Origin of the sequence: Prevotella sp. ICM33, from assembly GCF_000517825.1 — a bacterium.
Taxonomy (GTDB): Bacteria; Bacteroidota; Bacteroidia; order Bacteroidales; family Bacteroidaceae; genus Prevotella; species Prevotella melaninogenica.
Genome location: NZ_JACD01000072.1, coordinates 67,295 through 92,374 on the forward strand (window position 1 = coordinate 67,295; position 25,080 = coordinate 92,374).

Sequence of the window (25,080 nt, forward strand, 5' to 3'; positions counted from 1 at the left end):
GTTAAATAATTACTTTTACTTTTATCATTCGCTTTTCAATACAAATAATAGGTAATTATTTAACTCCTCTAACTGCTTATAACGCTTAATAAGTATAAAAGCGCTTTAATCATCAAGCAATGTTGACGAACGAACACGGCTTAATGTTTCTGGTGTCATCTGCAGATAGCTGGCAATATAAACCAGCGGTGCACGCAAGATAACCTGTGGACTTAGCTTACACATTCTCTTATAACGAGCTTGTGCAGTTTCAAAACGTACAAGGTCAGCATGTACCTGTGAGGTGATAAGACTCTCTTCTAATATCTTACGATAGAGAATCTGAATATTAACATTATGAAGAGCTACCTGCTCTAACTTCTGTTTTGGTAGTGCATAAACCCATGTTGGCTCTATAGCCTCAACCTGTAGTTTGGTTGGCTCCTCACGGAAAAGACTTTCAATACACATAAAGATACTTCTATCCTCTCCTAAGTGTTCAGTAATCTGCTTACCGTTCTTAAAATAGAATTGACGAATTAGGCCTCTTTCTATATAATAAACGTGCTTGCAGATTTCACCTTCACTGAGAATCATCTGTCCTTTTGCGAATTTCATTGGTACGAGGATACTTTCAAGTACATCCAACTCATCATGGGTCATCGTACTATATTTACGTGCCAATTCACGTGCTATATCTCTTGAATCGTTCACCAAATCTTTCATTTTCCTTTCCTTTCTTAACTCTTTGATATTAATCTAACTTCAATACTGCAAGGAATGCTTTCTGTGGAACCTGTACGTTTCCAATCTGTTTCATACGCTTCTTACCCTTCTTCTGTTTCTCAAGAAGTTTACGCTTACGGCTGATGTCACCACCATAACACTTGGCTGTAACGTCCTTACGTACCTGCTTAACGGTCTCTCGGGCAACAATCTTTGCTCCGATAGCAGCCTGAATAGCGATATCAAACTGCTGACGTGGGATTAAGTCTTTTAGCTTCTCACATATTCTTCGACCAAAAACAACAGCATTACTCTCATGTGTCAGTGCTGATAGGGCATCAACAGGCTCTCCATTCAAAAGAATATCAAGCTTAGCTAACTTAGAAGGACGATAAGAATCGATATGATAATCAAATGAAGCGTAGCCCTTTGAAATACTCTTCAGTTTGTCATAGAAGTCTATCACAATCTCACCCAATGGAATCATGAAGAGGAGTTCTAAACGATTTCCACTCACATAGTTCTGGCTAATGAGTTCACCTCGCTTATCAAGACAAAGCGTCATGATAGGACCAATAAACTCGCTGGAGGTAATAATAGAGGCTTTAATATAAGGCTCTTCAATATGATCAATCATTGTCTGATCAGGTAGACCAGATGGATTATGAACCTCCTTTTCATTTCCTTGCTTGTCATACACCATGTAACTTACGTTAGGCACAGTGGTAATGACATCCATGTTGAACTCACGATCCAAACGTTCCTGTATAATCTCCATGTGAAGCAAACCTAAGAAGCCACAACGGAAACCAAAGCCCAAAGCCTGAGAACTCTCTGGCTGGAAGGTTAGTGAGGCATCATTCAACTGCAGTTTCTCCAATGAAGAACGCAATCCTTCGTAATCATTTGGGTCAACAGGATAGACACCAGCAAAAACCATAGGCTTTACTTCTTGGAATCCTTCAATAGCTTTCTCACAAGGATTGACTATGTGGGTAACAGTATCACCCACCTTCACCTCTGTGGCAGTCTTGATACCAGAGATGATGTATCCCACCTCTCCTGTTGAGAGCTGTTGGGTAGGCATCATATCCATCTTCAATACGCCCACTTCATCAGCAGCGTATTCCATTCCTGTCTGTACAAACTTAACTTTATCACCCTTCTTGATGACACCATTCTCAACCTTACACAGTGTGATAATACCACGAAAAGAGTTGAAGATAGAGTCAAAGATAAGCGCCTGCAACGGAGCTTTGGTATCACCTGTTGGTGAAGGGATACGCTTAATGATTGCTTCAAGTATGTCTGGCACACCCTCACCAGTCTTTCCACTGGCACGAATGATGTCCTTTGGGTCACAACCAATGAGGTCAACAATCTCGTCTTCAACCTCTTCTGGCATAGCATTTGGCATATCAATCTTGTTGATAACAGGGATAATTTCCAAGTTATGATCAATAGCCATATAGAGGTTAGAAATCGTCTGAGCCTGTACTCCCTGTGTAGCATCAACGATAAGCAATGCACCTTCACACGCAGCAATGCTTCGTGACACCTCATACGAGAAGTCTACATGGCCCGGAGTATCGATAAGATTAAGAATATATTTCTCCTTATCCAATGTGTACTCCATTTGGATAGCATGACTCTTGATAGTAATACCACGTTCACGCTCCAAGTCCATATCGTCAAGCATCTGCCCACCAGTAATCTTTATCGTCTGAGTATATTCAAGGAGACGATCCGCCAAGGTTGATTTACCATGGTCAATATGGGCAATAATGCAGAAATTTCTTATATGATTCATCAGTTTGTCTATATTTTCAAAGTGCAAATATAGTCATAATTATTGAGAATTAAGAACCTTAAAATAAGAAATTGCCTATTTTTTCTTATCTTTGCAACGGATATATGGTTAGGGTGAAGATAAAAAGTGTTATCTTTACATAAAGCCCTTACGAAATTAATATTAACTTGAATGAGAATGAAACACTTACTTTATGCAGGCGTACTACTGCTTTCTCTTTCTGCTTGTCATAAAAGTCTGGAGGACAGAGCAGCACAAGAATGTAAAGAATATACAGAAAAGAAGTGTCCTACACCCGTAGTAAATGACACAAGAATGGACAGTATGGTCTTTGAACCTTCGTCTCGAACCATCCATTACTATTACTCACTTGTAGGAAATGCAGATAACGAACAGGCTGTTAACGCAAAGAAGTCTGAGTTAAGAAAAGCTTTGCGTGATGCTTTGAAGGCTGACACTGGCACAAAAGGTTATAAGGATGCTGGCTTTAACTTCCGATATACTTATCGTTCAGGCAAATCTCCTTCAAAGGTGTTGCTGGATGAGCAATACACTGAAAAGGACTATTAAAAGCATAGAACAAGGATGTTGGAGAGAGTTAGTGAAGTAAGGTACGATTCTAATTTATCTGTAACGGAGGATTGATGCTTAACTTCACTAACTCTCTTTCAACGTCTTTTGATTCCTGCAATACTATTCTATAAAACTTTTAAACACCTATCCCTTCCGCAAAATGTCTTCATCAAGAAAACCATCTACTAACACTTACATTGCCATAGACCTTAAATCGTTCTATGCCAGTGTGGAATGTGTAGAGCGTGGACTTGACCCAATGACAACCAACTTGGTTGTAGCGGATAAAGGAAGAACAGAAAAGACAATTTGTCTTGCCGTCTCACCATCTCTGAAGGCACACGGAATTCCTGGCCGTGCACGTCTTTTTGAAGTGATACAACGCTTGAAAGAGGTTAATGAGGAACGTTGTCTCTTAGCAGGAAAAGCACTTACAGGAAAATCATACAACGCGAAAGAGCTCGAACAACATCCTGATTGGGCTGTTGATTATCTTACGGCAATCCCCCGTATGTCGCATTATATCAAGCATAGCGCAAAGATTTACAATATTTACCTGCGCTATATTGCCCCAGAAGACATACATGTTTACTCCATTGATGAGGTCTTTATCGATGCTACAGCTTACCTCTCCAGCTATCGTATGACTGCCCACGAGTTAGCAATAAAGATGATACGTGATGTCTTACGTGAGACTGGTATCACTGCAACAGCAGGCATAGGAACGAATATGTACCTTTGTAAAGTAGCGATGGACATTGTTGCAAAGCACATACCTGCCGACAAAGATGGTGTACGTATTGCCGAATTAGATGAGAAAAGTTATCGTGATAAACTATGGGACCACCGTCCACTCACCGACTTTTGGCGTGTAGGAAGAGGTATTGCACAGCGTCTTTATTCCTATGGGATAGACACGATGGGTAAGATTGCACGTTGTTCTATTCATCAAGAAGAACTACTTTATAAGCTCTTTGGCGTGAATGCCGAGTTGCTTATCGACCATGCTTGGGGCTGGGAACCATGTACAATGGAAATGGTTAAGGCTTATCGACCGGAGCATAGTTCGATGAGTAGTGGTCAAGTTCTCCAAGAGGCTTATAGTTTTCGTAAGGCAAGAGTTGTCGTACAAGAGATGGCTGATGCCATTGCATTAGACTTAGTTGAGAAACGTTGTGTGTCTGACCAACTTGTTCTGTATGTTGGTTACGACCGTGAAAGCCTTACTTCCCCTGCAGGAAAGGATTATACTGGTCCTGTTTCTGTAGACTGGTACGGACGAAAAGTACCTAAGAGTGCTCACGGCACAGCCAATCTCCACCGCTTTACATCTTCCTCTCGACTGATAGGAAAGGCTATCCTTGCACTTTATGATGAGATTGTTGATAAACGCTTATTGGTTAGAAGATTAAATATATCAACCAATCACGTTCTCAGTGAAGAGCAAATGAAACAGCGAACCTCCAAGCCAGTCGAGCTTGATATGTTTACTGATTATGAGGCTGTAAAGAAAGAAAAGCAGATTGAGGAAGCAGCGTTAGCACGTGAACGAAAGATACAAGAAACTATCATTAATATCAAGAACAAGTTTGGTAAGAACTCTTTACTTCGTGGCTTAAACTTTGATGAAGGTTCAACGGCAAAGGAACGTAATAAACAGATAGGAGGACATAAAGCATGACAGATAATTACGACGATATTATTCACCTTCCTCGTCACGTCTCAAAGCGACATCCGCAGATGAGTCTGTATAACCGTGCTGCTCAATTTGCTCCTTTTGCTGCCCTCACTGGTTATGGTGCAGCGATTGCAGAGACTGCCCGACAAACAAGTCCTAAGATAGAAATGATGGAAGACGACCGTCAATTGATGGACCGAAAGCTCTCAATTCTTTCCTCTCATTTAGAAGAAGAGCCAACTATCTCTATTACCTTTTTCCAGCCCGATGGACGTAAGACAGGTGGACATTATCTTACGATTACTGGTGTTGTCAAGGCTATTCGTACCAGTGAACGCATCATTATAATGAAAGACAGAAAGAGAATAAGCATTGACGCTATTGTTGGTTTAGAAGGAGAGTTGTTTTCTCCCAATAAACTTTAGATATCTATCACAGGAGTTAAGACCTAAAAAGATTCCACTGTGGTAACTTTATATAAGGTATTTAGCACCCGCACCATTCGTGTTTACCATTCGCACCACAGGTGTTTACCAACAACACGACATGTGCTTAGTAACAACTAAATACCTATGAGTGATATTTTCATTCTAAATTCATCACGAGAAGATTTGGAAAATAGTTTACATAAAATTCTTATCTAACACCTTACGACGATAAGAAAACAACGTTTTAAATCGCCTTTGTAACTAAAAGCATATCAAACGATTACAGACTTGTACAAGAAAAGGTGCTTAATAGGAGTCTTAAAGGGCGTTAGTAAGGCTTCAATTAACGCCCTTTTGAACCTCAATTAAACCTTAATTCAAATCGAAGTAAGCCTTAATTATTTTTCAATCTTATAATTTTCTTTACAAAACCGCAGATTACCTTTCCAGTAATTTATATCATCTTCCTTCATAGACATCCTCCAATCTTCGATGTCTCTATGGGCTAATAAAACTATTGCATCACGATTGTAAAGGGAATATAACAAGGCATTGGCTGCATAATCAGTTGCCGAATTCTGCAAAAGTTGCAACCATTGTTCTTTCTTAATAGTTCTTATAAGGCTATCCTCGTTGGCGGATAACTTGACACATACACGATAACCAATATCGTGAATAGGAAAACAGGAATCGCAAGCCACATACAAGATATCAAAATGAATATCTCGGTTATTAATAAAGCTAATATCAGTTCTATGCTTCTTCACTTCAGCTGGCTTTCTAAGCGTACAAGAAAATACCATTAAAGATAAGATAGTTAATAGACCTAATTTAATCACAAATGCATGTAGTTCGCAAGTAAAGACGCGATAAAATTTGTCCTTTAGATGAATCTTTGTCATAAGTAACTTGATAACTCTTTCCGTTGTAAGTAAATATAGTCCAAGCTCCAATAGGCTTTATTCTTTTAGTTTTAACGTCAACTAAAGCAAAGCCCTTTGAAGCAATATGTTTCTTGTCATAAAACTTCTTAATAAAAATTATGCTGTCTGCTGTTGTGTAGTTAAAGAAAGGAATGTTTTCCTTCTCACTTTTTGTAACATTGCTACGTACTGAGGTTGTGAGTTTATTTGAAGACTCTGCTAATAGATATTTTTTATAAAGTGGTTCTGTAAGCTGTTTGATAATTTCAGCCCTGTTGACACTAAACCATTTTTCGGCGAGTGAATAGTAAATAGGGGAGTCTAAACCATCAGTAATTTCCAAATCAAAGTCACACTCACTTTGTCTTATATAATAATAACAAGTACCTTTATACTCCACATACTCACATAATTCAGCCTTTGGAAAGCCTATAGGCTTCAATGTTTCCGGATATTCTCCGTGCTGTTTTTTATAAGTTTCTAATCTTTCTATTAGATCCTTAGCCCGCAGCTTTCCTATATAGATGTTATATACAGGGATATATTTAATGACACAAAGTACAACTAAAATAATCTCTATAATAACAGAAATATAGATAACCACTCGATTCCTTTTCATAGCTTTCATTCTGAAGGGAATAAATGTTATTACTCGTAGTGCATTGACTTAGCTGGATGAATGCGACTTATAAGATAGCTTGGTGCAATCAGAACTGCAACACATACCAACAATGTTGCGAGGTTGAGAGCAATGATAAGTGGAAGGTTGACTTCTACTGGTACCGTACTTACATAATAAGTTTGTGGATCGAGCTTTATAAGTCCAGTCCACTTTTGCAAGAAGATAATACCAAATCCTATGAGGTTACCTATAAGCAGACCTCTACCAATAATAAAGGTAGCAAACCAAAGGAAGATATGACGTATCTGACGATTACGTGAACCAAGTGCCTTTAAGATACCAATCATCTGGGTACGTTCGAGAATGATAATCAATAAACCTGATATCATCGTGACACCAGCAACCGCTACCATAAGTGCAAGAATAATCCATACGTTTAAGTCCATTAAATCAAGCCAAGAGAATATCTGCGGATTTTGATCTATAATATTCTCTGCAGAGTAAGTTTCTCCGTAATGGTCAGTCGTATTCTTCACTTTATTAAGTACGCGAAGAGTTATATTGTTTAGTTGTGAGAAGTCGTTAACAAGTAATTCAACTCCGCTATATTGATCTGCTTCCCACCCATTTAGCTTATTAGCAGTATATAAATCGGTGAAACAAATCTGCGAATCAAACTGCTTCATATTTGTTTCATAGATACCAGCGATAGTGAACTTACGTGTACGAACACCTTGGTCGTTGATAAAGTAGGCAAAAAGACGTTGTCCCACCTTCAGATTAAGTTTGTCTGCAATCGTTTTAGAGATAACTAACTTCTGTTGATTCTCTGTGGCAGAGAAATGGGGAAGACTTCCTTCTACCATATTGTTATGTATAAAGGTAGAGTCAAAGTCAGGTCCAACACCTTTCAACATAACACCCAAGAAATCATTGTCAGTCTTTAATATGCCCTGTGTATATGCATAACGCTGCACATGCTTCACACCAGGTACCGCCTTAAGTTCCTTTATTAGTGAATCGTTTACTGCTATTGGATATTGCTCAGAGCCCTGCAATGTAAGGAAGTTGGCTACAGTTATATGACTTCCAAAGCCCACCATCTTATCACGGATAGTATGCTTAAAGCCCAATACAACACACACAGACACAATCATTACAGCCAAACCGATTGCTACACCAATAGTAGCAATAGTAATAGCAGGCTTCGACACCTTCCGTGTCTTGTCTCCTCCGTTATATATTTTACGAGCAATAAAAAGCGGATAGTTCATTATTTTAATTTATAATTCATAGTTCATAATTCAAAATTATGATGACTACTTTAATGCAGAATTCATAATCCATAATTCATAATTATGATTACTTCTTTAATTCAGAATTCAAAATTCATAATTCATAATTATGATTACCTTCATTCTGTATGAGTATATTCTATTTAAATATATTAATTATACAAGTATATTCTTATTCCTTGCTTACAGTTATTTGCCTATCTTCAACCTATAATACTCTCCTAAATAAAATTGAGAAAGGGATTAACGAAAACAAATATCAGTAATCATAATTATGAATTATGAACTATGAATTGTGAATTATAAACAGACTTTACTCTTCATCTACACGTCCTGGATATGCCTCCAAAGCTTTTTGAAGAACAATCAAAGCACGCTGTAAGTCTTCACGTTTAAGTACGTAAGCAATGCGAACTTGGTTATGTCCAGCACCTGGTGTTGTATAGAAGCCACTGGCTGGAGCCATCATTACAGTCTCACCTTCATAGTTGAATTCCTCCAAACACCAACGACAGAACTTATCTGAGTCGTCAACAGGGAGTTTAGCTACAGTATAAAAGGCTCCCATAGGGATAGGAGAGTAAACGCCTGGAATGCGATTCAATCCGTCAATAAGACATTTACGACGCTCCACATATTCATCATAGACATCACGATAGTAAGAAGCAGGTGCATCAAGACTTGCTTCAGCAACAATCTGACCAATCAGTGGGGGAGAGAGACGTGCCTGACAGAACTTCATTACAGCCTTACGTATCTCTTCATTCTTTGTTATCAACGCACCAATACGAATACCGCACTCACTGTAACGCTTTGACACAGAATCAATAAGAACCGTATTATTCTCAATTCCCTGTAAGTGCATTGCAGAGATATAAGGCGACCCTGTATAGATATACTCACGATAAACCTCATCCGAGAAGAGATAAAGATCGTACTTCTTAACGAGGTCACGAATCTGATTCATCTCCCTTCTTGTATACAAATAACCAGTAGGGTTGTTTGGATTACATATCATGATAGCACGCGTCTTCTCATTGATAAGTTCCTCAAACTTCTCAACCTTAGGCAGTGCAAATCCTTCTTCTATAGAGGTTGCAATCGTCTTTATCTTTGCACCAGCTGATATAGCAAATGCCATATAATTAGCATATGCAGGCTCTGGAACGATGATTTCATCTCCAGGATTTAGACATGCCATAAAAGAATACAGCACAGCTTCAGAACCACCAGCAGTAATGATGATATCGTCTGGTGTGACGTTTATGTTGAACTTCTCATAAAAGTCACAGAGTTTTTCTCTATAAGAAAGATAGCCTTGAGATGGTGAGTACTCTAAAAGTTTACGATCAATCTTTTTCAGAGCGTCCAGTCCGCATTGCGGTGTTGGAAGATCAGGTTGACCGATATTCAAATGGTAAACTTTAATACCACGTTTCTTTGCTGCAACGGCAAGTGGAGCCAGTTTTCTAATAGGTGACTCCGGCATTTCAAGTCCACGAACTGATATTTCCGGCATAATGACTTTATTTATTCTCCCGATAATGAATGAGAGTAGAAGATATCTGCTCTTATATTCTTTACTATGATGCAAAGATAGACATTTTTTTTATTTTAACCGCACTTTTAGCCGATTAACGCAGAATTTTTACTACTTTTGCACATCTATAAAACCGCCTATTGCTCTTCATTTTGTCTTTATTTGATAGCTGAAAAGCAGGGCTTAAAACTTAAAGAATAATTATGAGAAGTAGAACAAGCACTTGGTTTGAAACACGAGTAAGATATGACAAGACCATGGAAGATGGTCAGAACAAGAAAGTCATTGAACAGTATGTGGTTGATGCATTCAGTTTCTCTGAGGCTGAGGAGTTTATCACAGAGGAAATGTCACACTATGTTAGCGGTGAGCTTGACGTAAAAGCCATTTCCCCAGCACCATTCGGTGAGATTTTCTTTAGCGATATTGATACTGACGACAAGTGGTTTAAGGCAAAGCTTTCTTTCATAACATTGGATGAAAAGACAGATAAGGAAAAGCGTACTTCAGTAACATATCTTGTTCAGGCACATTCTGTAAGCGGAGCTGTTAAGCATGTAGACGAGGTGATGGGTTCTACTATGATTGATTACGAGATTGCAGCTATCACTGAAACAAAGGTTATGGACGTCTTTGAGCATCATGCTGGAAAGAAGAACGAGAAGCCAGAATTCGAACAATAACTTAATAAGTAAACAAGAAAGAAACTTACAGTTATGTATGATGTAGCAAATAATTTACACAAAGTGCTTAGGAATCTTCCTGATGGTGTGAAGTTGGTTGCCATCAGTAAGTTTCACCCTAATGAATATTTGGAAGTGGCTTATCGGGAAGGACAGCGTATCTTTGGCGAGAGTCAGGTGCAGGAACTATCCCGTAAGGTTGAGACACTCCCAAAGGATATAGAGTGGCACTTTATTGGTCATCTACAGACCAATAAAGTGAAATATATTGCTCCCTATATCTCTATGGTTGAAGCTGTTGATTCTTTGAAACTTTTAAAGGAAATCAATAAGCAAGCTGCGAAGTACAACCGTGTTATTAATGTTCTTCTTGAACTTCATATTGCAGAAGAGGAAACGAAGTATGGCTTCACTCCTGATGCTTGTCGTGAGCTATTGGAAGGCGGTGAATGGAAGGAACTTAAGAATGTACACATCTCAGGTTTAATGATGATGGCATCAAATGTAGATGACCTTAATCAAATTAAAAAGGAGATGACGTTAGCAGCAGACCTCTTTGACGAATTGAAGGCAAAGTATTTTGCAGATGACCCTGAATTCAAAGAGCGTTCATGGGGTATGAGTCATGACTATGATATAGCCGTGGAATGTCGCTCAACAATGGTTCGTGTGGGTACAACTATCTTTGGTCCGCGTATTTATTAATCGTCCGCACCATTGGTGTTAACCGTCCGCACCATTGGTGCTGGGGCTCCGCACTATCCTAAAAAGGCATTAGAGCCATACCTTATAGTCACCATGAAATAAATAAGACATTGCTAAATTACTTATACGAAGACGTCTTATCGTATAATACTAAACAGAAGTATTTGATTATCTATAAGTTGATGCTGTAATAAAGCAACATCAACTTATAGACTTTAAGACTATTTTGTTGGCTTATAATACCTAAGTATTCCAAGGATTTCTGCGTTTTCAGCCTTGGAACCAATTGTTATACGTAAGCAATTACCGCATAACGAAACGTTAGAGCATTCCCTAACATGGATACCTTTTTTACACAGATAGTCATACACACTTTGTGCATCTTTCATCTTTGCTAAGAAGAAATTGGCATTCGATGGATAGACTTTCTCACAACAAGCTAAACTCTCAAAGGCAAGAATCATACGCTTACGCTCTAATAAGAGTATCTTTATCCAATCCTCAATATCATAGCGATGCTTAAGTGCATCAAGTCCTTGTTCTTGTGTCAGTTGGCTAATATGGTAAGGACTGCTCACCTTGTTGAAGATGCTTATAATAGCTTCTTGTGCATAAACCACACCTAAACGGATAGCAGCACTTGCCCATGCCTTAGAAAAAGTGTTGAGTACTATTATATTAGGGAATTCTGATATACGCTCTCGAAAGGTTGGTAAGCGTGTAAAATCAGCATAAGCCTCATCAATAATAACAATACCATCAAATCCTTTCAATACCTTCTCAACTTCTTCAACATTCAGTAAATTACCGCTTGGCGTATTAGGAGAGCAAAGCCATACTAACTTTGTATGCTTGTCACAAGCCTTGAGAAGTTCTGTAGCATTTAACTGAAACTCTTCATCCAAAAGTACTGAGCGGTATTCAATATCATTTAATCTGGCAAAATGTTTGTATAGTTCACAGGTCGGTTCTACCGCAACAACATTATCAACCTTTGGCTGACAGAAGATACGATAGCACATATCTATCGCCTCTGTAGAGCCATTGCTTAAGAAAATCTCCTTAGTTCTAACACCTTTTAGTTTGGCAAGTTCTTCTTTCAACTCTATCTGATCATCAGAAGGATAGCGGTTAAAAGGTTTGTTATATGGATTTTCATTAGCATCAAGCATAATATGTTGAGAATCCCTTACATTCTCTTCAGCTTTTGTTTCAGCGCAAGAGATGAGTTCTCTAATATTTGTTCTAATTAGATTTTGTAAGTTTATCATATTATGTTTCTTTGTAGGTTGGTAGTTAATTATTCCAAGAATAAGAGCCTTTTATCGTCTTCTGAACTCAGCACAAACGATAGATGTTGCGATGGCTACATTCAAAGACTCTGCCGTTTCACGCTCTGGAGGATAGTTTGGAATCAGAAGTTTTCGGTTAATCTTTGTTCTAAGCTGCGAAGATATACCTTTTCCCTCATTTCCCATTACAATCATTCCGTGATGAGAGAGTTCTTGACTATAGATGTTATTACCATCCAAAAGCGTGGCATAGATAGGGTAGTCAACAGGGAGATGGTCTATCAACTCATTCAAGTTTAAGTAATGAAGCTTTACTCTTGCAATACTTCCCATCGTTGCCTGCACAACCTTTGGATTCCAGCAATCAGCTGTCTCATGCGAACAGAAAATGTTTTCAATTCCAAACCAATCTGCAATTCGTATGATTGTACCAAGATTACCGGGGTCTTGCACGCCATCAAGGGCTAATACAAGTTGATTATCAATGTATTCATTGAATAGACTTAAGTAATTATTTGTTACTTTACAATCTTCTTCTGGCATCTTGAAAACACCCAAAACAGGCTGTGGATGTTGTAGAAAAGAAACCTTTTTGATATCTTCAATATCTTCTAAAATTTCATCTGCCACAAACCCTTCGTGTAGCAAATCATTGACAACTTTGGGTCCTTCTGCTACAAATAATCCTACTTTCTCTCTGCCTTTTTTTGTCTCAAGAGAACGGATAAGCTTTATCTTATTTTTTGATATCACTTCGCAAATTTACAAAAAACTATCCACTCGCCGACTATTACTTCTTAACTTTTTACTACCTTTGCATAAAATAAGCTACGTTCGGCAAATTGAAAGTCAACCTTCTTTGCGATTACGTGTATTATTTTGGGATTAACAAATTAGGATATCAATGCTATTTTCAAAGACATATAGATTTCTCACACCCCTCCTTATCGTTATGACTATACTTGTTGTCATAGCGTGTTCATCAGATAAGTTTGTTCCTGATGGGCAATATCTTTTGGATAAAGTAGAGCTACGTTCTGACAGAAAGGACGTTAACTCATCACTTCTGATGCAGTATGTACGTCAAAAAGGGAACTCACGTTGGTTCTCTCTCTTTAAGATTCCATTAGGAACTTACGCTATGGCGGGACAAGATACTACGAAATGGATTAACCGTACACTCCGTAGAATGGGAGAGGAACCCGTATTGTATGATTCTGTTCAGGCTCGTCTTTCGTCTGAGGACTTGACCGTTGCAATGCAGAATATGGGTTATATGAATGCAACAGTAGACGTAGAGAAAAAGGTTAAAGGAAAGAAACTGACCCTTAACTACCTACTTCACCCGGGCAACCCTTATATTATTAATCGATTTAACTATGAGATAGAGGATTCTGTCATTGAAAGAGTACTTGCTCCTCACCTCAAAAAAGATACTGATCGACCACATCAGTTTACCGTTACATCCTTGGATGACGAGCGTAAAAGACTGACACATATCCTGAATGACTCTGGTTTTTACAGATTTCATAAGGACTTCATATATTATACTGCAGACTCTACGCAAGGTAGACAGCATGTAAACGTGACCTTACACTTAATGAAATACGTTGAGAATAGTGATGCTAAACCAACATTACACCCACGCTATATCATCAATAACGTCAATTTTATTCCAGGTGATTCTACAGGTTTTCATCTTAGAAAGGGAGTATTGGAAGACAATACACTAATAGAAAAAGGCAAATACTTCTCGGCTACAGACTTACAAAAGACTTATAACAACTTCTCTCGGCTTGGTGCAGTACGCTATACGAACATCAATTTTAGGGAAGTTCCTCGCTATGATAGTTTGGTGATAGGTAAGACATTTACCTATACAACATCTTCTACGCATTACTTAGATGCTGATATTCAGGTTTCAAACAATAAACCAAACACCATCTCTTTCCAACCAGAAGGAACAAATACAGCTGGAGATTTAGGTGCTGCAGCCGTACTTTCTTATCAGAATAGGAACCTTTTTAGAGGTAGTGAACATTTAAGTTTAGAGTTCCGTGCTGCTTTTGAGGCCATCAAAGGTCTTGAGGGCTATAAGAATAGCGACTATGAGGAGTATAGTGTACAAGCACATCTACAGTTCCCTCGCTTCTTAGCTCCATTCATATCAAAGAACTTTAAAAGAAAGAGTAGTGCAACATCAGAGGTATCTGTGGGCTGGAATCTACAAAACAGACCAGAGTTCCACCGTCGAGTCTTTTCTTCTGCATGGAAATATCATTGGTCAGATCCTGTTCGTCACCTTACCTATGACTTCGATCTCCTTAATCTCAGCTATGTATATATGCCCTGGATTAGTGAGACTTTTAAGCATGATTACCTCGACAATGCGACAACACGCAATGCCATTCTTCGATATAACTATCAAGATTTGTTTATTTTACGAACAGGTTTTGGCGTAAATTATAGTGGTGCAAATCAAGCTTTCAGAGCAAGAATGGAGTTGGCAGGCAACTTACTGAATGGATTGAGTGGTGTCTTCAACTTTAAAAAGAATAGCGAAGGAAAACGAACACTTTTCAATATTGCCTATGCACAATACGCAAAGTTCGACTTCGATTATACTAAGATACTACGATTTGACGAACGTAACTCCTTAGCTTTACATGGTGGCTTTGGCATTGCGATTCCTTATGGCAATAGTACTGTACTCCCATTTGAGAAACGTTATTTCTCTGGTGGTGCCAACTCTGTTCGCGGTTGGAGCGTAAGAGAGTTGGGACCGGGTAAGTTTAAGGGTGTTGATGGTCGAATAGACTTTATCAACCAGACTGGTGATATGAAGCTTGATTTAAACGCAGAGTATCGTACACATCTGTTTTGGAAACTTGATGCGGCAGCCTTCATAGATGCAGGAAACATATGGACACTACGTGACTATGCTGACCAACCAGGCGGACAGTTTAGCTTTAAGAGTTTCTATAATCAAATAGCGGTTGCATACGGACTTGGTTTACGACTCAATTTCGATTACTTCATACTTCGATTTGATGGTGGTATGAAAGCCATTAACCCTGCTTATACAAGTACGGAAGAGCATTATGCTTTATGGCATCCAAATCTAAAACGAGACTTTACGTTCCATTTCGCCGTAGGACTTCCATTTTAGTCATTTCATAGATACTTTTATGTTTAATTATTCCTAAAAGTAGAGTGTATAATAAGGCAAACATAAACAATAATTTTGTCTATCAAAATACTTTTGTTACATTTGCCTAAAATAAGAAAATAATGCTGAGGTTTTTATCTTTCGGCAGTGGTAGTAGTGGTAATTGCTATCTTTTATATACCGACACAGACTGTCTAATGATTGATTGTGGTGTTGGTATTCGTACATTAAAGAAGCATTTCCACAACTATGGTCTGCAATTAAATATGGTTCATAATGTGCTTATCACCCATGATCATGCCGATCATGTGAAGTCTGTTGGCTCTATAAGTGGTGATTTGCAACTACCTGTATATACAACAAAAGATGTTCATAGAGGAATTAGTCAGAACTGGTGTGTAAGACGTAAAGTCGATCAACAATACGTTAAATTCGTACAAAAAGGCGAAGAGATTACTATTGGTGAATTTAAAGTAACCCCTTTCGGAGTACCCCATGATAGCACAGACTGTGTTGGTTATTCTGTAGAATATGAGAGTATTCGATTTACATTAATCACCGATTGTGGACATATCACAGATGAGATTGCTCAGTTTATTTCTATTTCTAATTACTTGGTAATTGAGGCAAACCATGAGCCAGAGAAGTTGGCTGCTGGTCCATATCCACGCCATTTAAAGGAACGTATCAGTGGACCAAACGGACATCTTAGTAATGAAGCCTGTGCAAAAGCACTTGTAGAGAATGCTTCACCTGCTTTACGCCATGTATGGTTATGCCATCTGAGTGATGAAAATAATCATCCAGAATTGGCTAAGAAGACAATTGAAGCTGTTTTACGTGATAGTGGAATAATCATTGGAAAGGAATTCACACTTGAAGTATTGAAACGCAAAATACCAAGTGAAATGTACGAATTAAATCCTTAAAGATACTTTTTTCAGTGAACACGCAAGCATTGTATTTACCTATGAATCAACAAGTTTTGAATCTATAAGTAACATCAAGCCTTCAGCTCGATAGCATTTTTTAACTAATTAATTATGTAATTATTACAAAATACTTGTAACTTTGCAAGCGATATAATTCAAATTAAAATTATTTTTAACATTATAAACAGAAGCATTATGAAGAAGTACGAATGCGAGACATGTGGTTATATTTATGACCCAGAACTTGGTGATCCAGATAGTGGCATTGAGCCAGGTACAGCATTTGAGGATATTCCAGATGATTGGGTTTGCCCTCTTTGCGGTGTAGGTAAGGATGATTTCACTCCAGTTGAAGAGTAATCAATTTACAACTATAGAATTAAAGCCTGCTCATTTTAATGAGTGGGCTTTTTCTGTATGGGTGAAAGATGTTAGCTGAAGGTAGGAGAGATAGAATACAATGATTTCTTTATAGGGATAAGACATGTTGGATAGAATAAGGAAAGTAGAAATGTTTGCGTTAAAAGAAAGAAGAAGCACACTCTTTTGTCACATATTTTCATTACCAATAATTTAAAAGTGGCTTAATTGCGTTCTTATTAAGGCTTAATTACCTTGCAAAAAACGCCCAATTGAAGGCTAACTAACGCCCTTTAAGAGTCCTATTAAGCACCTTGGTATTTAACTACCCACACAATATTCTGATTTACAGAACATTACAAAGGTTATCAAAATATTGCTTTAAGACTCTTTTTCGAGTAAAAAGACAAAGATATATGTAAACATATTTCATAGCAAGCGTGATTAAAATTACGGATAAAAAGTCATTTTAAAAAAATAGCATAGGACAGATTTAAGTCTTTTAGAACCCTCTTTATTCGCTTGTATATAAGCTTATACGAAAGAAATACCTATTCATAAAGACATAATCGAGAAAAAAAAGTTATCTTTGCAAAAGATAAGCTGCATTCGGCAAAGTGGAAGCGAGTTACACTCAATAGTTTGAAGGCTGTTTCTCTCTGCTGATACATGCATAACCCTTAGAATTGTATTACAAAAGATATAACAATGATTGACGTCAAAATAAAAGATAGCGATATACGCAAAGCCGTTGAAGAAGGAATGGACAGTTTTGTTCAGGTCTTTGTTGATGCTATTGGCAATGCAATAGATAATAAGCTGACATTGGAAGCTATGCAGCAACTAAATGCTGATCAGATAACACTGTTAGCATGGAGTTATCTCCATCAGGAAGTGATGGATGGCGGTTATGTCCAGTTGATATACAATGGTTATGGTGCTTTTATCTTCAAAAATCCTTTTGCCGTAGCAATGCGCAACTGGGGAATTCGTGAGCTATACACACACATTCGCCACGGAAAGAAATATTACGAAAAGTATCACGAGGCGATCGAAGCTGTTGAGTCTGACGAAGATTTCATGGCTTTATATGAACAGATGCCTGAATTTGACGAGTTTGATGATGAGTTTGTGGTCAATGAAGAACGTTGGTGTGCAATGATTGCAGCCTATATCGATGACCATATTGAGAATTTTGCAACAATTGAAAATGAATAAGGAACAACAAGAGAAAAGAAAGAAATCACCTGTACAGATAAGAAACAAGAAAGCTTCTTTTGAATATTTCTTCGTTGATACTTACACAGCAGGTATTGTTCTTACTGGTACGGAGATAAAGTCTATACGTGCTGGTAAGGCTTCGTTGGTTGATTCTTACTGCTATATAACAAAAGGTGAAATGTGGGTTCAGGGGATGAACATATCTCCTTATTTCTATGGTTCGTATGCCAATCATGAGGCAAAACGTCCACGAAAGCTCCTATTGAACCGAAAAGAAATACGCAACCTTGAAGCTGACTCAAAGACTCCTGGCTTCACCATTATTCCAACACTTATCTTTATCGATGAGAACGGACGAGCAAAGGTTGACATAGCCTTGGCAAGAGGTAAGAAAGAATACGACAAACGCCAAACACTAAAAGAAAAAGAAGACCGACGAGAAATGGATCGGGCAAAGAAACATTATTAAAGCATAATGAAATTAAGGGATAACATTAAAGATAGAATACTAATTTTAGACGGTGCGATGGGCACCATGATTCAAGGGTATAACTTGACGGAGAAAGACTTTCGAGGTAACCTTGAACTTTTACAGATGCTCAATTATCAGGGTAATAATGATATGTTGAATCTGTCACGCCCTGATATCATTGAGGATATTCATCGTCGTTATTTAGAGGTGGGAGCTGATATTATCAGTACTAACACCTTCTCTGCACAGCGCATTTCGCAAGCAGATTACCACATGGAGAGTTTCTCCCGTGATATTGCCTTTGCAGGAGCAAAACTTGCACGTAAGTGTGCTGACGAATATTCGACCGCAGACAAGCCTCGTTTTGTCGCAGGGAGTATTGGTCCTACGAACAAGACTTGTTCGATGTCGCCTGATGTAAGCGACCCTGCTAAGCGTGACCTTACATACGATGCACTCTTTGATGCTTATAGCGAGCAGGTTGCAGCGATGATAGAAGGGGGGATTGATGCTGTTTTGATTGAGACTATCTTTGATACGCTTAATGCTAAAGTTGCAATTGATGCGTCATTGTCAGAGATGAAGAAGGCGGGTGTCGACCTACCTATTATGCTGTCAGTGACCATTACCGACCTGTCTGGAAGAACGCTTAGTGGTCAGACACTCGATGCTTTCCTTGCATCAGTATCGTCTTATCCTATCTTTTCTGTTGGTCTTAACTGTTCGTTCGGAGCAGAACAGATGCGCCCTTATTTGAAGGAGTTAGCTGCTAAAGCACCTTATTATATAAGCATTCATCCAAATGCAGGTCTTCCAAACTCGATGGGAGAATATGATGAAACACCTGAAATCATGGTGCCACAGATGGTTTCATTCGTGGATGAAGGGCTTGTGAATATCATTGGTGGCTGTTGTGGAACAACGGAAGAGTTCATTGCCGGCTACGTAAAGGTTGTTGAAGGAAAGAAACCTCATATACCTGTTGATGCGCCAAAGGAGATGATTCTCTCTGGGCTTGAGCAGTTCCGATTAACTCCAGAAATATCATTTGTGAATGTTGGTGAGCGTTGTAATGTTGCTGGAAGCCGTAAGTTCCTTCGCTTAGTAAAAGAGAAGAACTACGAGGAGGCGCTGACAATTGCTCGTAAACAGGTAGATGATGGTGCGTTAGTACTGGATATCAATATGGACGACGGTCTGTTGGAGGCAAAAGATGAGATGGCTCATTTCGTCAATATGATTTCATCAGAACCAGAGATTGCTCGTGTTCCATTGATGATTGACTCATCTGATTGGGAGGTAGTTGTATCTGCTTTGAAGTGTGTGCAGGGTAAAGCAATTGTCAACTCTATTTCTTTGAAAGAAGGTGAAGAGGTCTTTATTCGCCATGCAAAGGATGTACTGCGCTTCGGTACAGCTGTTGTTGTGATGTGCTTTGATGAAGAAGGACAAGCAACAAGCTACGAGCGTCGTATTGAGATAGCTGAAAGAGCTTATAAGATTCTTACCGAGAAAGTGGGTTTCCCACCTCAAGACATTATCTTCGACCCAAATATTCTTGCTATTTGTACGGGTATGAAAGAGCATAATAGCTATGCTGTCGATTTCATCCGTGCAACCGAATGGATAAAGAAGAACCTACCTGGTGCGCACGTTAGTGGTGGTGTAAGTAACCTTTCATTTAGTTTCCGAGGTAATAACTATATCCGTGAGGCAATGCATGCCGTATTCCTTTATCATGCCATTCAGGTGGGTATGGACTTTGGTATTGTCAATCCAGCTACCAAAGTGACATACGCCGATATACCAGAAGACCATCTGAAGATAATTGAAGACGTTGTTCTGGATAGGGTAGAGGGAGCCGACGAACTACTGATTGAACTGGCTAACAAGATTCTTGAGGAAAAAGAAGCACAAAAGAATGGTGGTGCTACGCAGGAAGTTGCGCAGGAAGCATGGCGTAATGACATTTTGGAAGATAGATTAAAATATGCACTGCGCAAGGGTATTTCAACCTATTTGAATGAGGATATTCATGAAGCATTGGAGAAGTATCCACACGCTGTGAACATTATTGAAGGTCCTTTGATGCAAGGTATGAATGAAGTAGGCGACTTGTTCGGTGCTGGTAAGATGTTCTTACCACAGGTTGTCAAGACTGCCCGCACAATGAAAGATGCTGTAGCTATCCTTCAACCTTATATTGAAAAGGAGAAGGTAGATGGTAAGGCTATTGCAGGAAAGGTGCTATTGGCTACTGTAAAGGGCGATGTGCACGATATCGGAAAGAATATTGTGGGCGTTGTGATGGCTTGTAACAACTATGAAGTAATTGATTTGGGCGTTATGGTGCCAGCTGATCAGATTATTAAGAAAGCCAAGGAAGAGAATGTAGACTTAATTGGACTGTCTGGTCTCATTACACCAAGCCTTCAGGAGATGGTAAATAGTGTTATAGCTTTTAAGGAAGCGGGACTGAATATTCCTGTTATGATTGGTGGTGCAACAACCTCTCAACTTCATGTTGCGCTGAAGATTGCTCCATTATACGATGCCCCAGTTGTATGGGTTAAAGACGCTTCTGTCAATCCTTCCATAGCAGCCGCACTGCTTAATGGAAAAGAGCGTGAACACTTCTGCAAAGAGTTAGACGCAACATACGAGAAACTTCGTGCTGGTTATAAAGAAGAACAACAAAAGGTTTTGTCTCTAAGTAAGGCAAGAGAGAACAAACTAAACCTTTTTGATTAAGAATAAAGACTTGACAAACAGAATTATTACCAAACATTGGTAGAAGCACCTCAGGTGAGATTCATGTAGATTTAGTACCCCTTACTTGATTACATTCCAGTAGGCTGTTGTACGATATATCAAATAAGACTCTTCTGTAAGAAAGGACTTGATTTATTTTGTTTTGTCTTTGAATTATAGTACTTTTGCAGAAACTAAGCAGCACTCCACAAAATAGAAACATGATTTCTTGTGTTTGCTTGCTTTATTCTTGCAAAAAGATAAAATTGACGATATGCAGTTGAAAAAGAAAAGGTGGCATTGTCTTCCAGGACAGGAGCCAACCGAAATGGACTTAAAGATAATAGCTCTTGAGAAGAAGGGCAAACTCGTTCCTACACGTGATATGATTAAGACACCTGAGCAGATTGAAGGTATCCGAAAGAGTGGTATAGTCAATACTGGCTGCTTGGATGCTGTCGCTGAGGCTATCCACGCAGGAATGAATACACAGGAGATTGATGATATCTGTATGCAGTATTGCAAGGACCACAATGCAATCCCTGCCTGCTTGAACTATGAGGGATATCCTAAGAGTGTATGCACAAGTATTAATGAAGTTGTGTGTCATGGTGTTCCAAAGAAAGAAGATGTTCTTCAAGAAGGTGATATTATCAATGTTGATATGACTACGATTGTAGATGGCTATTATGCAGATGCAAGTCGTATGTTCATCATTGGAAAGACAACACCAGAGAAGGAACGATTAGTTCGTGTAGCCAAAGAATGCCTTGAAATTGGTGCTGAAGCAGCTAAGCCTTATTCCTTTGTAGGTGACATCGGTCATGCTATACAGAAGCATGCCGAGAAGAATGGCTATGGTGTTGTACGTGACCTCTGCGGACATGGTGTTGGTATCGAGTTCCACGAGCAGCCAGATGTTGTTCACTATGGACATAAAGGTACTGGTATGTTACTGGTTCCTGGTATGGTATTTACCATTGAACCAATGATTAATATGGGTACATGGAAAGTCTTTATTGATGCTGACGACCCGTATGGTTGGGAGGTTATCACAGGTGATGAGAAGCCTTCAGCTCAGTGGGAGCATACTTTCGTTATGACAGAACATGGATTAGAGATTCTGACACATTAATGTCTTTTATTCTCTTAGGAGAGAATCTAACAGAAAATGGTAAAAGAAGATATTTATATATTAGGTATAGAAAGCAGTTGTGATGACACAAGTGCTGCCGTATTGAGGAATGGTGTTATCCTTAGTAATGTAACAGCCTCACAGGAGGTACATAAAGCTTACGGAGGAGTTGTTCCTGAGCTTGCTTCAAGAGCTCACCAACAGAACGTGGTTCCTGTTGTTGACCAAGCGTTGAAGCGTGCAGGTATTACTAAAGAACAACTTTCAGCCATTGCCTTTACACGTGGCCCTGGATTGATGGGTAGTCTTTTGGTTGGTGTAAACTTTGCCAAAGGTTTTGCTCGTTCATTGAATATCCCTATGATTGAAGTTAACCATTTGCAGGGTCATGTCATGGCCCACTTCATCAAGGAAAACGATGACGACAATCACATGCCTCCATTCCCATTCCTTTGTCTCTTGGTATCTGGTGGTAATTCTCAGATTGTTAAGGTGAATGCTTATAACGATATGGAAGTACTCGGTCAGACTATTGACGATGCAGCTGGTGAGGCTATTGATAAGTGTTCTAAGGTAATGGGACTCGGTTATCCTGGTGGTCCAATCATTGATAGACTTGCTCGCCAAGGTAATCCTTTGGCTTATAAGTTTGCAGAACCAAATGTAGCAGGTTTTGATTACTCTTTCTCTGGTCTTAAGACATCATTCTTATATAATATGAGAAAGTGGGTACAGGAAGACCCAGACTTCATCGAGCATCATAAAGAAGACATTGCAGCCAGTCTTGAGCATGCGATAGTCGACATACTTATGAAGAAGCTACGCTTAGCGGTTAAAGAGACAGGCATTAAACATGTAGCCGTTGCGGGTGGCGTATCAGCTAATAATGGTCTTCGTAATGCGTTCCATGACCATGCTGAGCGTTATGGTTGGACAATTTACATACCAAAGTTTAGCTATACGACAGACAATGCAGCAATGATTGCCAGTGTAGGTAACTTCAAGTATCAAGACAAAGACTTTACACAGATGGATATCCCAGTATTTAGTAAAGTAACTTTTGAATAATAACAAAATTAAGTCCTATAATAAGAATAAGTTTATGGAATTTGAAAGTAAGATAATATCACGTCAGATTGGTGACATCCTTTATGCTTCAGGTTACACAATTGGAACAGCAGAAAGCTGCACAGGTGGTCGTATCAGCGAAGCGATTATGGCTATCCCAGGATCATCTAATTATTATAAAGGAGGAGTAGTTGCTTATACGGATGAAGTAAAGGAGAAACTACTTGGCGTATCTCACGAAATACTTGAGGAGAAAAGTGCAGTATCAGAGGAGGTTGCACGTGAGATGGTATTAGGCACTATAAAAACTATTGGAGTAGACTTTGCCATTGCATCTACAGGAGTAGCTGGCCCTGGAGGCGGTACAGCAGAACATCCAGTGGGTACTATTTGGTTGGCATATGGCAACAAAGATGACGTAAGAACATTTAAGTTAACCGAAGACTTCGGACGTGACATAAATCTTGCCATTGCAACAAACAAAGCAATCCGTCTATTTCTTGATTTCCTAAAAGAATTAGATATTAAGTCCGAATAAACTCGCAAAAAAGCTTAAAAGCAACAATTATTGTAGTAAAAGTTTTGCTTATTTGAAACTTTTTTGTAATTTTGCACCCTGTTTGGAATAGGTATCAATTAACGAATCACAAAACAAAGATAGAAATGTCTAAGATTTGTCAAATCACAGGAAAGAAGGCACAGATAGGTTGTAACGTGTCTCACTCAAAGCACCGTACAAAGAGAAGCTTTGACGTTAACCTCTTCAGCAAGAAGTTCTACTACGTAGAGGAGGCTTGCTGGATTCAGCTGAAGATTAGTGCTGCTGGTCTTCGTCTTATTAACAAGGTAGGTCTTGATGCAGCACTCAAGCAGGCTGTTTCTAAGGGTTATGTTGACTGGAAGGACATTAAGGTAATAGGAGACTAAATATCATGGCAAAGAAAGCTAAAGGAAACAGAGTCCAAGTTATCTTGGAATGTACCGAGATGAAGAACAGCGGTGTAGCTGGTACAAGTCGTTACGTAACTACAAAGAACCGTAAGAATACTCCAGAGCGTCTTGAGCTCATGAAGTATAATCCTGTTCTGAAGAAGGTTACCCTTCACAAGGAGATTAAGTAAACTCGCTAAAAAGAGTAGTATAGTTAATAGTTAAAATTAATAGACTATGGCAAAGAAAGCGGTCGCTACCCTCCACGAAGGTTCTACGGATGGTCGCGCATATTCAAAGGTTATCAAGATGGTAAAGAGCCCTAAGACTGGTGCTTACATCTTCGATGAGCAGATGGTCCCAAATGAGGACGTCAAGGAGTTCTTTAAGAATTAATTCTATAAAGATACAATCAATAAAAGGCTATAGGGTTTCCTATAGCCTTTATTTGGTTTAGCCCATTACACCAACCTTACCTTTATTCACACACCACACACGCAAAGATTATCTATGTAAGCAGCTTACACGAAACAATAGAGTAGGAGAGTTGCTTACTACCATAAATACGGATTCTAAAAGAAAATAGATTAATCTACAAGTATGTATTTAACCGCAACCAGTCATTAGACCACAATGTGTATAGTTCTTATTACTATGGTATTGTTTCCTAACATCTTTTATTTATTATCGACATCTTGTTTGTCTTTGTAACCTGACGTAGCTCGTTACCTTCGCACCAAAAAGACAGCTAATCTGCTCGATGAGAAAGGAAACATGTTTAGGAGCTA

General features: G+C 38.8%; 25 protein-coding genes. 17 read left to right on the plus strand and 8 right to left on the minus strand.

Annotation, left to right across the window (positions count from 1 at the left end):
- Window positions 1–105 precede the first annotated feature (105 nt).
- The gene (locus HMPREF1505_RS08945) at window positions 106–705 is read right to left on the minus strand and encodes a Crp/Fnr family transcriptional regulator (RefSeq protein WP_013265218.1); all 600 of its coding nucleotides are present in this window, start codon (window positions 703–705) and stop codon (window positions 106–108) included.
- Between the two features lie 28 nt (window positions 706–733).
- The gene (gene lepA, locus HMPREF1505_RS08950) at window positions 734–2,515 is read right to left on the minus strand and encodes a translation elongation factor 4 (protein WP_036924780.1); all 1,782 of its coding nucleotides are present in this window, start codon (window positions 2,513–2,515) and stop codon (window positions 734–736) included.
- Window positions 2,516–2,686: 171 nt separating this feature from the next.
- On the opposite strand from lepA, the gene HMPREF1505_RS08955 reads away from it, so the two are divergent.
- The 3 genes from HMPREF1505_RS08955 (at window position 2,687) to HMPREF1505_RS08965 (ending at window position 5,191) form a co-directional block, all read left to right on the plus strand.
- A complete protein-coding gene (locus HMPREF1505_RS08955) occupies window positions 2,687–3,085 on the plus strand; it encodes a hypothetical protein (protein ID WP_013265094.1) in 399 nt (132 codons plus the stop codon).
- 163 nt (window positions 3,086–3,248) lie between these two features.
- Window positions 3,249–4,769 (plus strand): DNA methylase, encoded by a 1,521-nt coding sequence (locus HMPREF1505_RS08960; RefSeq protein ID WP_036924782.1) that lies wholly within the window; start codon window positions 3,249–3,251, stop codon window positions 4,767–4,769.
- A complete protein-coding gene (locus HMPREF1505_RS08965) occupies window positions 4,766–5,191 on the plus strand; it encodes a hypothetical protein (protein WP_036924784.1) in 426 nt (141 codons plus the stop codon). The genes HMPREF1505_RS08960 and HMPREF1505_RS08965 overlap by 4 nt, the downstream gene beginning before the upstream one ends.
- A 401-nt stretch (window positions 5,192–5,592) precedes the next feature.
- On the opposite strand, the gene HMPREF1505_RS08970 is transcribed toward HMPREF1505_RS08965, so the two are convergent.
- The 4 genes from HMPREF1505_RS08970 to HMPREF1505_RS08985 all read right to left on the minus strand — a co-directional run bounded on the left by HMPREF1505_RS08970 (window position 5,593) and on the right by HMPREF1505_RS08985 (window position 9,553).
- Entirely contained in the window at window positions 5,593–6,096 is a 504-nt protein-coding gene (locus HMPREF1505_RS08970) for a hypothetical protein (protein WP_036924786.1), read from the minus strand.
- Window positions 6,026–6,736: a hypothetical protein gene (locus HMPREF1505_RS08975; protein ID WP_155948931.1), complete on the minus strand. Its 711-nt coding sequence runs from the start codon at window positions 6,734–6,736 to the stop codon at window positions 6,026–6,028. Before HMPREF1505_RS08975 ends, HMPREF1505_RS08970 begins: the two co-directional genes overlap by 71 nt.
- Before the next feature lie 29 nt (window positions 6,737–6,765).
- A complete protein-coding gene (locus tag HMPREF1505_RS08980) occupies window positions 6,766–8,013 on the minus strand; it encodes an ABC transporter permease (RefSeq protein ID WP_036924790.1) in 1,248 nt (415 codons plus the stop codon).
- A 334-nt stretch (window positions 8,014–8,347) separates the two neighbouring features.
- Window positions 8,348–9,553, minus strand: coding sequence for a pyridoxal phosphate-dependent aminotransferase (locus tag HMPREF1505_RS08985; RefSeq protein WP_036924792.1), 1,206 nt, complete (start codon window positions 9,551–9,553; stop codon window positions 8,348–8,350).
- 224 nt (window positions 9,554–9,777) lie between these two features.
- On the opposite strand from HMPREF1505_RS08985, the gene HMPREF1505_RS08990 reads away from it, so the two are divergent.
- Together HMPREF1505_RS08990 and HMPREF1505_RS08995 are read left to right on the plus strand one after the other, a co-directional pair.
- A complete protein-coding gene (locus tag HMPREF1505_RS08990; protein WP_036924794.1) occupies window positions 9,778–10,257 on the plus strand; it encodes a DUF4494 domain-containing protein in 480 nt (159 codons plus the stop codon).
- Between the two features lie 33 nt (window positions 10,258–10,290).
- Window positions 10,291–10,962, plus strand: coding sequence for a YggS family pyridoxal phosphate-dependent enzyme (locus tag HMPREF1505_RS08995; protein ID WP_036924795.1), 672 nt, complete (start codon window positions 10,291–10,293; stop codon window positions 10,960–10,962).
- Window positions 10,963–11,183: 221 nt separating this feature from the next.
- Here HMPREF1505_RS08995 and hisC read toward each other — a convergent pair whose 3' ends face one another.
- Together hisC and HMPREF1505_RS09005 are read right to left on the minus strand one after the other, a co-directional pair.
- Entirely contained in the window at window positions 11,184–12,233 is a 1,050-nt protein-coding gene (gene hisC / locus HMPREF1505_RS09000) for a histidinol-phosphate transaminase (RefSeq protein WP_036924796.1), read from the minus strand.
- A gap of 51 nt (window positions 12,234–12,284) precedes the next feature.
- Window positions 12,285–13,007: an RNA methyltransferase gene (locus HMPREF1505_RS09005; RefSeq protein WP_036924797.1), complete on the minus strand. Its 723-nt coding sequence runs from the start codon at window positions 13,005–13,007 to the stop codon at window positions 12,285–12,287.
- A gap of 151 nt (window positions 13,008–13,158) precedes the next feature.
- Between HMPREF1505_RS09005 and HMPREF1505_RS09010 the strand changes: the two genes are divergently transcribed.
- The 12 genes from HMPREF1505_RS09010 to HMPREF1505_RS12990 all read left to right on the plus strand — a co-directional run bounded on the left by HMPREF1505_RS09010 (window position 13,159) and on the right by HMPREF1505_RS12990 (window position 24,688).
- Window positions 13,159–15,423 (plus strand): BamA/TamA family outer membrane protein, encoded by a 2,265-nt coding sequence (locus HMPREF1505_RS09010; protein ID WP_036924798.1) that lies wholly within the window; start codon window positions 13,159–13,161, stop codon window positions 15,421–15,423.
- A gap of 122 nt (window positions 15,424–15,545) precedes the next feature.
- Complete coding sequence (locus HMPREF1505_RS09015; RefSeq protein WP_036924799.1) at window positions 15,546–16,352, plus strand: MBL fold metallo-hydrolase; 807 nt, start codon at window positions 15,546–15,548, stop codon at window positions 16,350–16,352.
- A 198-nt stretch (window positions 16,353–16,550) separates the two neighbouring features.
- Window positions 16,551–16,715 (plus strand): rubredoxin, encoded by a 165-nt coding sequence (gene rd / locus HMPREF1505_RS09020; RefSeq protein ID WP_013265795.1) that lies wholly within the window; start codon window positions 16,551–16,553, stop codon window positions 16,713–16,715.
- A gap of 708 nt (window positions 16,716–17,423) precedes the next feature.
- The gene (locus HMPREF1505_RS09025) at window positions 17,424–17,933 is read left to right on the plus strand and encodes a DMP19 family protein (RefSeq protein WP_013265644.1); all 510 of its coding nucleotides are present in this window, start codon (window positions 17,424–17,426) and stop codon (window positions 17,931–17,933) included.
- Window positions 17,926–18,405: an SsrA-binding protein SmpB gene (smpB, locus tag HMPREF1505_RS09030; protein ID WP_036924800.1), complete on the plus strand. Its 480-nt coding sequence runs from the start codon at window positions 17,926–17,928 to the stop codon at window positions 18,403–18,405. Before HMPREF1505_RS09025 ends, smpB begins: the two co-directional genes overlap by 8 nt.
- A gap of 6 nt (window positions 18,406–18,411) precedes the next feature.
- The gene (gene metH / locus HMPREF1505_RS09035; protein ID WP_081722947.1) at window positions 18,412–21,159 is read left to right on the plus strand and encodes a methionine synthase; all 2,748 of its coding nucleotides are present in this window, start codon (window positions 18,412–18,414) and stop codon (window positions 21,157–21,159) included.
- Window positions 21,160–21,433: 274 nt separating this feature from the next.
- Window positions 21,434–22,294: a type I methionyl aminopeptidase gene (map, locus tag HMPREF1505_RS09040; RefSeq protein ID WP_036924941.1), complete on the plus strand. Its 861-nt coding sequence runs from the start codon at window positions 21,434–21,436 to the stop codon at window positions 22,292–22,294.
- Between the two features lie 36 nt (window positions 22,295–22,330).
- Complete coding sequence (gene tsaD, locus HMPREF1505_RS09045) at window positions 22,331–23,362, plus strand: tRNA (adenosine(37)-N6)-threonylcarbamoyltransferase complex transferase subunit TsaD (protein ID WP_036924802.1); 1,032 nt, start codon at window positions 22,331–22,333, stop codon at window positions 23,360–23,362.
- A 34-nt stretch (window positions 23,363–23,396) separates the two neighbouring features.
- Window positions 23,397–23,900 carry a CinA family protein gene (locus HMPREF1505_RS09050; RefSeq protein WP_036924804.1) on the plus strand — a complete coding sequence of 168 codons (504 nt, stop codon included), beginning with the start codon at window positions 23,397–23,399 and terminating at the stop codon, window positions 23,898–23,900.
- Between the two features lie 125 nt (window positions 23,901–24,025).
- A complete protein-coding gene (gene rpmB, locus HMPREF1505_RS09055) occupies window positions 24,026–24,289 on the plus strand; it encodes a 50S ribosomal protein L28 (protein ID WP_004359782.1) in 264 nt (87 codons plus the stop codon).
- Between the two features lie 5 nt (window positions 24,290–24,294).
- On the plus strand, window positions 24,295–24,483 hold the full coding sequence (rpmG, locus tag HMPREF1505_RS09060) for a 50S ribosomal protein L33 (RefSeq protein ID WP_004359784.1): 189 nt from the start codon (window positions 24,295–24,297) through the stop codon (window positions 24,481–24,483).
- 46 nt (window positions 24,484–24,529) lie between these two features.
- Entirely contained in the window at window positions 24,530–24,688 is a 159-nt protein-coding gene (locus tag HMPREF1505_RS12990) for a DUF4295 domain-containing protein (RefSeq protein WP_004359785.1), read from the plus strand.
- Window positions 24,689–25,080 lie beyond the last annotated feature (392 nt).